This window comes from Megasphaera sp. UBA4382, from assembly GCF_002391155.1.
Taxonomy (GTDB): domain Bacteria; phylum Bacillota; class Negativicutes; order Veillonellales; family Megasphaeraceae; genus Megasphaera; species Megasphaera hexanoica.
Genome location: NZ_DGRS01000040.1, coordinates 20,129 through 29,828 on the forward strand (window position 1 = coordinate 20,129; position 9,700 = coordinate 29,828).

9 protein-coding genes are annotated in these 9,700 nt (G+C 49.8%); 8 read left to right on the plus strand and 1 reads right to left on the minus strand.

What is annotated here, in order from left to right:
* The first annotated feature begins 68 nt into the window (after positions 1–68).
* From B4H10_RS04540 to B4H10_RS04565, 6 genes are all read left to right on the plus strand, one after another.
* The gene (locus B4H10_RS04540) at positions 69–1,052 is read left to right on the plus strand and encodes a sugar-binding transcriptional regulator (RefSeq protein WP_292018279.1); all 984 of its coding nucleotides are present in this window, start codon (positions 69–71) and stop codon (positions 1,050–1,052) included.
* The gene (gene srlA / locus B4H10_RS04545; RefSeq protein WP_059075345.1) at positions 1,053–1,601 is read left to right on the plus strand and encodes a PTS glucitol/sorbitol transporter subunit IIC; all 549 of its coding nucleotides are present in this window, start codon (positions 1,053–1,055) and stop codon (positions 1,599–1,601) included.
* Positions 1,594–2,589, plus strand: a complete 996-nt coding sequence (gene srlE / locus B4H10_RS04550; protein WP_059075344.1) for a PTS glucitol/sorbitol transporter subunit IIB — start codon at positions 1,594–1,596, stop codon at positions 2,587–2,589. The genes srlA and srlE overlap by 8 nt, the downstream gene beginning before the upstream one ends.
* A 70-nt stretch (positions 2,590–2,659) precedes the next feature.
* Positions 2,660–3,028 (plus strand): PTS glucitol/sorbitol transporter subunit IIA, encoded by a 369-nt coding sequence (locus tag B4H10_RS04555; RefSeq protein WP_113855653.1) that lies wholly within the window; start codon positions 2,660–2,662, stop codon positions 3,026–3,028.
* A gap of 105 nt (positions 3,029–3,133) precedes the next feature.
* Positions 3,134–3,952: a transketolase gene (locus B4H10_RS04560; RefSeq protein WP_059075342.1), complete on the plus strand. Its 819-nt coding sequence runs from the start codon at positions 3,134–3,136 to the stop codon at positions 3,950–3,952.
* Positions 3,952–4,872 (plus strand): transketolase family protein, encoded by a 921-nt coding sequence (locus B4H10_RS04565; RefSeq protein ID WP_292018280.1) that lies wholly within the window; start codon positions 3,952–3,954, stop codon positions 4,870–4,872. Before B4H10_RS04560 ends, B4H10_RS04565 begins: the two co-directional genes overlap by 1 nt.
* A 101-nt stretch (positions 4,873–4,973) precedes the next feature.
* Here B4H10_RS04565 and B4H10_RS04570 read toward each other — a convergent pair whose 3' ends face one another.
* Positions 4,974–5,792, minus strand: a complete 819-nt coding sequence (locus B4H10_RS04570; protein WP_059075340.1) for an amidohydrolase family protein — start codon at positions 5,790–5,792, stop codon at positions 4,974–4,976.
* A 483-nt stretch (positions 5,793–6,275) separates the two neighbouring features.
* Here B4H10_RS04570 and brnQ point away from each other — a divergent pair, with 483 nt between their 5' ends.
* Both brnQ and nifJ read left to right on the plus strand, forming a co-directional pair.
* Positions 6,276–7,613, plus strand: coding sequence for a branched-chain amino acid transport system II carrier protein (brnQ, locus tag B4H10_RS04575; RefSeq protein WP_113855654.1), 1,338 nt, complete (start codon positions 6,276–6,278; stop codon positions 7,611–7,613).
* Positions 7,614–7,949: 336 nt separating this feature from the next.
* On the plus strand, positions 7,950–9,700 hold a 1,751-nt coding region (gene nifJ / locus B4H10_RS04580), incomplete at its 3' end, for a pyruvate:ferredoxin (flavodoxin) oxidoreductase (protein ID WP_292018281.1).

Genomic DNA, 9,700 nt, shown 5'->3' on the forward strand with positions numbered 1-9,700 from the left:
CTGGACAGACCGGGCGTTTATCCGTATAATATAGTTGTTTCGTTTACATTTGGAAAGGTATTGAACAAATGAAAAAGTTAGTAGATGATCCACGTCTGATATATAAATGTTGTGATTTGTATTACCGTCAGGAAAAGAGTCAGCAGGAAATTTGTGACATCTTCGGCGTATCCCGGCCATCGGTATCGCGGATGCTGAAATCAGGACGGGAACTGGGCATTGTACGCATTGAAATAGTCAATCCCGATGCTACGGCCTATGGACAACTGGAACGGCAGCTCGAAGAGGCTTTTTCCCTGAAAGAAGCCATCGTGGTTTGTGACAGTCCAGCACAGAGCGGAGCGGAAGTTGGCTGCAGCGCCCTGGGAAGTGCGGCTTTATCCTATCTGGCACGGGTGCTGCATAACGGCGATTACGTTGGGATTTCTATGGGATGGACACTGCTGCAGACGATAAAAGCAGAGTGCGGGAATTTGGAACCGGTCCATTGTACCTTTGTTCCCCTGGTGGGAGGTATCGGCGAAGGGAGTGAAACCCATGCCAATTTTCTCACGGGTGAATTTGCACGGCGTTTTGGCGGGGAGCGGCTGCAGCTCTATTCGCCGGCTATCTTTACTGATCCGGCAGTTCTGGCCGGGTTCCGCAAAGAAAGGGCCGTGTGTCCCGTATTTGATTTATACGACCGCCTGGAAGCCGCCGTTTTTGGTATCGGCACTCTGGATAGCAGCCGGTCTACGGCAGTACGCCTGAATTATGTAGATATCCATACACTGGAAGCGTTTTCTGCTGCTGGTGCCGTAGGGGATATTTCTCTGCAGTATTTCGACCATGATGGACAGACGGCACCGTATGAATCATATAATGAGCGAGTGGCCGGACTGCAGCTGCAGGATTTGAAGCACGTACCACGGCGCATTGCCATTGCCGGCGGCAGGAGCAAGATAAAAGCCGTACTGGGAGCGTTGCGTGGCGGATTTATAAATGTACTGATTACCGATGAATCCTGCGCCAGAGGAATAGCAGCATTCATACATGAAGAGGAGGAACAGTGAGTGGAAACGATAGCAGCTATAGCTAATGGATTTATGGCTCTTTTTAAGGCGGGCGGAGACACGTTTACGGCTTTTGTCACAGGTATTATTCCGTTGATCATCGTCCTCATGACGGCCGTTAATTCATTAATCAAGATTATCGGGGAGGAACGGTTTTATCACGTGGCCAAAAAGGCGACAAAATATACGCTGACCCGTTATACCGTCGTCCCGGTCCTGGCTATTATCTTTATGGGCAGTCCTATGTGTTTTACCTTCGGGCAATTTGTTGAAGAAAAGTATAAACCGGCCTTTTATGATGCGGCTGTCAGTTTTGTTCATCCGGTGACAGGACTGTTTCCTCACGCAAATGGCAGCGAACTGTTTGTCTATATGGGAATTGCCGCCGGTGTACAGGCCCTGGGCTATGAATTGGGCGAACTGGCCGTGCGCTATTTTCTGGTCGGGATTATCATCATCTTTTTGCGCGGCCTGATTACGGAAAAGATATACCTGTATTTGAAAGCACGCGATGGACGACGGAAAACACAGGAGGCAGATCATGTATAAACCAGTCATTGTACGCCGTGGCAGTGGCGGCTGGGGAGGCCCGCTGACGCTGGTACCGACAGAAGAAAAGCATAAAATCGTCAGCATTACCGGGGGAGGGATTCATCCTCTGGCTGTCAAAATTGCCGATATGTGTGGTGGCGAAGCCGTAGATGGATTTTCCCATGCCATACCGGAAAGTGAAATACTGGCCGTCGTCATCGACTGCGGTGGCACGGCGAGATGCGGTGTCTATCCCCGCAAAAATATCCTGACTATCAATGTCCTTCCTGTCGGAAAATCAGGAGCATTGGCACGATTCATGACACCGGAACTGTATGTATCGGATGTCAAGGAAACAAATCTGGATTATGCCGATGAATCGTCGGTTCAGGCGGCCCTGCTCCGTACGGAAGATGTCGATGCCGTCCACAAGAGAGAAGATCTGAAGCGGAAAATTGATGCGGCCCGGGCAGGTCAGAAGCGGAATATCATCACCCGTATCGGAATCAGCATCGGTCAGATTGTCAATAAATTTTACGCTGCCGGCAGGGAAACCATCGATGTGGTCATCAAAAATATCCTGCCGTTCATGGCCTTTGTCAGCATGATCCTGGGCATCATCAATGCCAGCGGAATCGGAACGGTCATTGCCAATACGATTTCCCCCGTCGCCGGTACACTGCCGGGGATGCTGGTCATTTCCTTTATCTGTGCCATCCCTTTTATTTCCCCGATTCTTGGACCCGGTGCCGTCATTGCCCAGGTGGTGGGGACACTCGTCGGGGCTCAGATCGCACTGGGCAACATCCCCGTGCAATATGCACTGCCAGCATTGTTTGCCATTGATGCCCAGGTAGGGGCAGATTTTGTGCCCGTCGGCCTCAGTCTGGGAGAAGCCGATCCCGACACGATTGAACTGGGGGTGCCGGCTGTTCTTTATTCACGGGTCATTACGGGCCCGCTTTCCGTTCTGATTGCTTATGCAGCCAGTATCGGCTTGTATTAGATTCTGAAGTGGGCTATAATGAAATGTCTGTTTTACAGGACTAAGATATTCATACCAGGGAGGAACTTACTTGAAATATCACAGCGTTATAACGCATGTTGGCAGTGATGCGCTTCACTTTTTAAAAGAAGATGTGCCATTCATCATTCTTTTCGATGAAACCGTACCGGCAGAACTGGCAGAAATAGCCGTCCTGCACCAGTCACAAAAACTGCTGGCACCTATCGGGCCGGGCGATACGGTCCTTTTGGGAGAAAAAGTATATGATGTGACCGCCGTAGGGGACAGCGTCAATCAGACTATGGAAGAACTGGGACACTGCACGCTTTGTTTCAAAGCTTCGGATGTGCCTGACCGGCCGGGCTGTATCATGCTTGGGGGAGATGAAGCTCCCGAAGCCGATGATTTCCAGGACGGCGTCATATTGGAAATCCATTGATGGACAGTATAGATAAAACAATGATTTATACTAGCCCTGATAGCCGTTTGATGATAGAATAATATATACAGCTACTATTATATTTACGATAGGAGAGTAATTCATATGAAAAATGAAGAACTGGCGCAGCATGCGTGCCATGTGCGCAAAAACATCGTCAAGATGCTGACAGAAGCCGGCTCGGGTCATCCCGGCGGATCTCTTTCTATTACAGATATGTTACAGGTCCTCTATTTCGAAGTCATGCACATCGATCCTAAAAATCCGAAAATGGCAGACCGGGACCGGTTTGTCCTTTCAGAAGGCCATTGTGCACCTGCCTTATATGGGACACTGGTAGAACGGGGATATTTCCCGGAAGAAGAACTGTGGCATCTGCGCAAGTGCGGCGCCATGCTCCAGGGGCATCCTGATATGAAACATACTCCCGGCGTAGATATGTCTACCGGTTCTTTGGGACAGGGCCTTTCTGCAGCTAATGGCATGGCTCTGACAGCCAAACTGGACCAGGCGGACTGGCGCGTCTATGTCATGTGTGGCGACGGGGAAATCCAGGAAGGTATGATCTGGGAAGCCGCCATGTCTTCGGCCCAGTATAAGCTGGACAATCTGACACTCTTCGTCAACCACAACGGGCTGCAGATCGATGGCAGCAACGATGAAGTCATGAATGTCAATCCGATTGATGCCAAATTCCGTGCATTCGGCTGGAATGTCATCGCTATTGACGGCCATGACTATGATTCCATCCGGGCTGCTATTACCCTGGCAAAAGAAACGAAAGGCCGTCCGACGGCAATCATTGCCGAAACCATTAAGGGCAAAGGCGTATCGTTCATGGAAAATCAGGTTGGCTGGCACGGTAAGGCTCCGAATCAGGAACAGTGTGCGCAGGCATTAAACGAACTGGGAGGCGAAGCATAATGGGGACAGCTACTCGTGCCGCATATGGCAATATTCTCAAGACTGAAATCTACAAAAACCCGAAAGTCGTCGTCCTGGAAGCCGATTTGGGCGCTGCGACAAAATCGAATAATTTTAAGACCGTTGCTCCGGAACGGTATTTTGATATGGGGATTTCCGAACAGGATCTGATGGGGACGGCTGCTGGATTTGCTGCCGCCGGCCGGATTCCTATTGCCAGTACCTTTGCAGTATTTGCTACGGGCCGGGCATTTGAAATCATCCGCAATTCCATCTGCTACCCGAATCTGAACGTTAAAATCTGTGCTACCCATGCCGGTCTTACTGTCGGGGAAGATGGCGGTACCCATCAGGCCATAGAGGATATTTCCCTCATGCGGACGCTGCCGAACATGACGGTCATCAATCCGGCCGATGCCAAAGAAGCGGAAGAAGCAGTCAAAGCCGCTGTAGAATACGTCGGCCCTGTATATATCCGCCTCGGCCGTGCTACCGTCGATGACATCCACGGTGATGATTACAAATTCCAGTGGGGAAAAGGTGAAGTCCTGCGCGATGGCAGCGATGTAGCCATCATTGCAACGGGCATCATGGTTGGCAAGGCGCTGGAAGCGGCAGAAACATTGGCTAAGGAAGGCATCCAGGCGACAGTTGTCAATATCCATACGATTAAACCGCTCGATGAACAGCTTATCATTGATGTAGCCAGGAAGACAGGCAAAGTCGTTACGGCAGAAGAAGCGACCGTCATGGGTGGTCTCGGTTCGGCCGTTGCAGAAACTCTGGCCAGAAACTGCCCGACAAAACAAGCCTTTGTCGGCATCCAGGATACGTTTGGCGAATCGGGATCTCCCGCAGACCTGCTCAAGAAATATGGTCTTACCGCTGACGATATCGTAAAGGCTGCAAAGAGCTTATAAGAACGAACAGATACACGGATAGATATACGAAAGGACATAGCGTGATGGCAGAAACCGTCATGCTATGCCCTTTTTTATGGGGTGAGTACAACAGGTAGTTCTCAGTCGATGAATTGTTCGAGATGATAGATACGGGCGGCATTTTTCCAGAATACGTTTTCCCAGTACGGTTCCGGTACGATGGCTTTGGTAAGGGTGATGTATTCATCCAGGTTGGGCAGGGGCCAGTCTGTACCGAAAAGTACGCGGTCCCAGGCATGAAGATAGACGAGCCAGCCTTTGAGCGTATCGATGTACCAGTGATTTTCCTTCAGGAAACGGTCCATATCGCCGATTCGTCCTTCCAGAAGGCCGGAAAGATCGACGGCGACGTTCTGGTTCTTTTCCAATACGGCAATGGCACTTTCCAGCAGCGGATTGCCGATGTGGCACATGACGAGCTGTACATCGGGATGACGGACAGCCGCCTCGTCCAGTGTAAAGGGATGGCTGTATTTTAAAAGAGCGTCATTTGTCGCCGTGAGGCCCGTGTGGATTGCGACGGGTTTATGGTATTTGGCAGCCAGTGCAAAAAACGGGTCCATTTTTTTATCATAGACATAAAAGTGGTTATATCCCGGATACAGTTTAAGGCCGACACAGTCGGAGCGTTTCAGGTGTGCTTCAACGAGCGATAACTGTCTTTCGTGATCTTCTTCAATGGCAAAGCGGTCCAGACCGATGCAATAACGCATAAAGGACGGATAGTGATGTCCCTCTAATGACAACGTTTTATTACCCATGACGATACCGCAGATGATGCCTAGGCGTTTGTATTCTTTTTCCAGATGTTCTGCCGTGTTTTCATGACCGGCGGCGATGGCCAGTTCATTAAAACCGGGAAAATCAGCAAAATGGAAATGGGCGTCAATTATTTTCATCCTATTCAACTTCTTTCTCATGTCTTTTCAAACCATTATATCATAAAGCATCTGTTTTGCCCTGCTGATTCTGCAGACTGCATGTGAATTTTTCCGGACAAACAGTCGATGCTATGGAAGAGAGGCTGAGCTAGAAGAGAGAATCGGCATCGGAAATTTGCCCGTACAGGCGAATTGTCTCGTGTCAGGATACTAATAGGTATTATAAAAACGCATATTGGATATAAAAAATACATATAGAAAATACCATGAGAAAAATGGAAATAACCGATTGTCTTAATTCTTTGATTATTTCCGTTTTCTCCTTTTTTCATCGTGGCATTATTGATGTGCCAAATAATAGCCGGTTTATTTTAAAGTATAGAAATTATAAATAGATTATGATAAAAATCGACTATTTTCCTGTTTACAATTTACGGTATATACTGAGTGTGTCGTAATTTGTAACGTTTTTCGGTAAATTCATGAAGGAGCTATTATAAAATGGTAAAAAAAGGTATGCAGATTGGTCTGCTGATTTTTGGCATGACCTTTGGGGCAGGTAATCTGATATTCCCCCCGTCCCTTGGATTTCAGGCCGGGCCTTTATTCTGGCCGGCAATTATCGGGTTTATTATTTCCGGTGTCGGCATGCCCGTCGTGTCCCTCATCATGGGGACGTTCAACCCCGGCGGTTTCCGTGCGGAAATGAATAAAAAGATATCTCCATTGTTTTCCCTGGTGCTGCTGACTCTCATTTATCTGGCTATCGGACCACTGATGGCTATTCCCCGTACGGCAGCTACCTCTTTTTCTGTGGGCATTCTGCCTCTGGCCGGTGATGGCACGCTGCAGCTGGCGGTATATACGGCATTGTATTTTGCTCTGGCCTGGTGGCTTTCTATTACGCCATCAAAACTTCTCTCCCGCATTGGCAAGATACTGACGCCTCTCTTTGCCGTTATGATTGTTGCGCTCTTTGTGCTGGGCCTTTCTGCTTTTACGACGACAGAACTGACCGCACCGGCCGGAAATTATGCCATTTCTGCTTTTGGCAGTGGTTTTATAGAAGGGTATAATACAGTCGATACGATTGCTGCTTTTGCTTTTTGTATCATTGCCCTGCAGACACTGCGTCAGATGGGATTTTCCTCCCAGCGTGAATATTATATCAGTGTGTGGGCGGCAGGAGCTTCGGTTGCTATCCTTATGGCGGCCCTTTATCTGGGGCTGGGGCTTCTGGGAAATCATTTTCCTATTCCGGAATCGGTGTATCAGAATCCGGCAGTCAACCTTGGGGCGTATGTGCTGACCCAGGCTTCCTACAGCGTGTTCGGCCCTGTAGGCGTCTGGTTCCTGGCGGTCATGGTCGCCATTACTTGTTTTACTACGTCGGTCGGCCTCATTGCCGCTGTGTCAGAATTTTTTGCCAGCGAGTTTCCCCGGTTATCTTATAAGGCGTATGTCACGATTATTACACTATTCAGCTTTGCAGCAGCCAATCTGGGGCTGAACCAGATTATTCAGGTGACATTGCCGCTCCTGCTGTTTGTGTATCCTATGGCGATTACGGTCGTCCTTCTGATTATCGTCAATAAATTTGTCAGCCTTTCCCGTATTGGCATGCGTCTGGCTGTCGCAGCGGCGGCTGTCTGTGCCGTCATTGACATTCTCCATCAGTTTGCCCATCTGGAAATGGCCGGCCAGATGCTTTCGTATCTGCCCCTGGGTACGAGTGGACTGGGATGGATCGTGCCGGTCGGCGTCGCCATTGCCTTGTCGTTTATCCTTCCAGAAAAAGTGACAGGGTCTGTCGATGTCGCAGAAGACCTGCATGGGTGATGAGCTTACATTTTAAATCCTATAGAAAACACAAACCTCCAACTCGACACATGAGCGGTCACATTAAGCACGTTTGGCTTAATGTGACCGTTTTTTGGCTTTTAAGAGCTTGTATATTTTTTATGTATCCCTACACGAGAAATACCAGTATACCGGTATTTTAAACGTTTAACTATACAAATTAGCTATATGTATATATAACCAGTATGCATAGATGTTGCAATGCGATATCTATTGTGCAAGGTACAAACCTTTATATTGAACTTTCCCAGTGGATATACTATACTTGAACTAAGTTCTACATTTATTAGTAATTTGAGAATGGGGGTTTTTATGATGGGTAAGAAAATGATGACCATGGACGGCAACACGGCTGCCGCCTATGTGTCCTATGTATTTACCGATGTAGCAGCCATTTATCCGATTACGCCGAGCTCGACTATGGCAGAAAAAATGGATGAATGGGCAACCCAGGGCGTCAAGAACATGTTCGGCCAGGTTGTTAAAATCCAGGAAATGCAGGCCGAAGGCGGCGCTGCCGGTGCTGTACACGGGTCTCTCGTGTCCGGTGCCCTGACCACGACTTATACGGCTTCCCAGGGCCTGCTGCTTATGATTCCGAATATGTACAAGATTGCCGGTGAACTCCTGCCGGGCGTCTTCCACGTCGCAGCCCGCGCTCTGGCCACCAATACCATGTCTATCTTCGGTGACCAGCGCGATGTCATGGCCTGCCGTCAGACCGGCTTTGCCATGCTCGCCGAAGCCAGCGTACAGGAAGTCATGGACCTGGCTGCTGTTGCTCATCTGGCGGCTCTTAAAGGCAGCGTGCCGTTCCTCAACTTCTTCGACGGCTTCCGTACATCCCATGAAATCCAGAAGATCGAAGCCTGGGATTACGACGACCTGGCAAAACTCGTAGACCAGGATGCCCTGAAGAAATTCCGCGACCGCGGCTCGTCCCCGGACCATCCGACGCTGAAAGGCTCCCTGGAAAACAGCGATATCTACTTCCAGCAGCAGGAAGTACAGAACCGTTATTACCAGGCCCTGCCGGACATCGTAGAAGAATACATGGAAAAAGTATCGGAACTGACTGGCCGGGAATACCACCCCTTCACCTACTACGGTGCGCCTGATGCCGACCGCATGATCATCGCCATGGGCTCCCTGTGCGATGCGACGAAGGAAACGGTGGATTACCTCAACGCTCACGGAGAAAAGACAGGACTCCTTTCGGTCCATCTCTATCGCCCGTTCTCGCTCAAATACTTCTTCAAATATATCCCGGAAACGGTCCGGAAGATCGCCGTCCTGGACCGCACGAAGGAACAGGGCTCCCTGGCAGAACCGCTCTATCTCGATGTCACCCAGGCCTACAGCGGCGTAGAAAACGCACCGCTCATCGTAGGCGGCCGTGCCGGCCTCGGCGGCAAGGATACGACACCGACCCATATCCTCAGCGTTTTCGAAAACCTGAAACAGGATACGCCGAAAGACCATTTCACCGTTGCCATTACCGATGACGTGACCAATACGTCCCTGCCGGTCACCAAGGACATCGATACGACACCGGCTGGTACGACGGCCTGCAAGTTCTGGGGCCTCGGCAGTGATGGTACGGTCGGCGCCAACAAGTCGGCTGTCAAGATCATCGGCAACCACACCAACATGTATGCCCAGGCATACTTTGCCTACGACTCCAAGAAATCCGGCGGTATCACCGTATCCCACCTGCGCTTTGGCAAGACACCGATTACGTCTTCCTATCTGATCAATAAAGCCAACTTCGTATCGTGCTCGCAGCAGACGTATGTACACAAATACGATGTACTGGCCGGTATCAAAGACGGCGGCACGTTCCTGCTGAACACCATCTGGGATGCAGCCGAACTGGAACAGAACCTGCCGGCATCGATGAAACGGACCCTGGCACAGAAACATATCCAGTTCTACACGATCAATGCTGTCAAGATTGCCCAGGACATCGGATTGGGCGGCCGGTTCAACATGATCATGCAGTCGGCATTCTTCAAACTGGCCGATATCATCCCCGTTGAAGATGCCGTGAAATATCTGAAAGACGC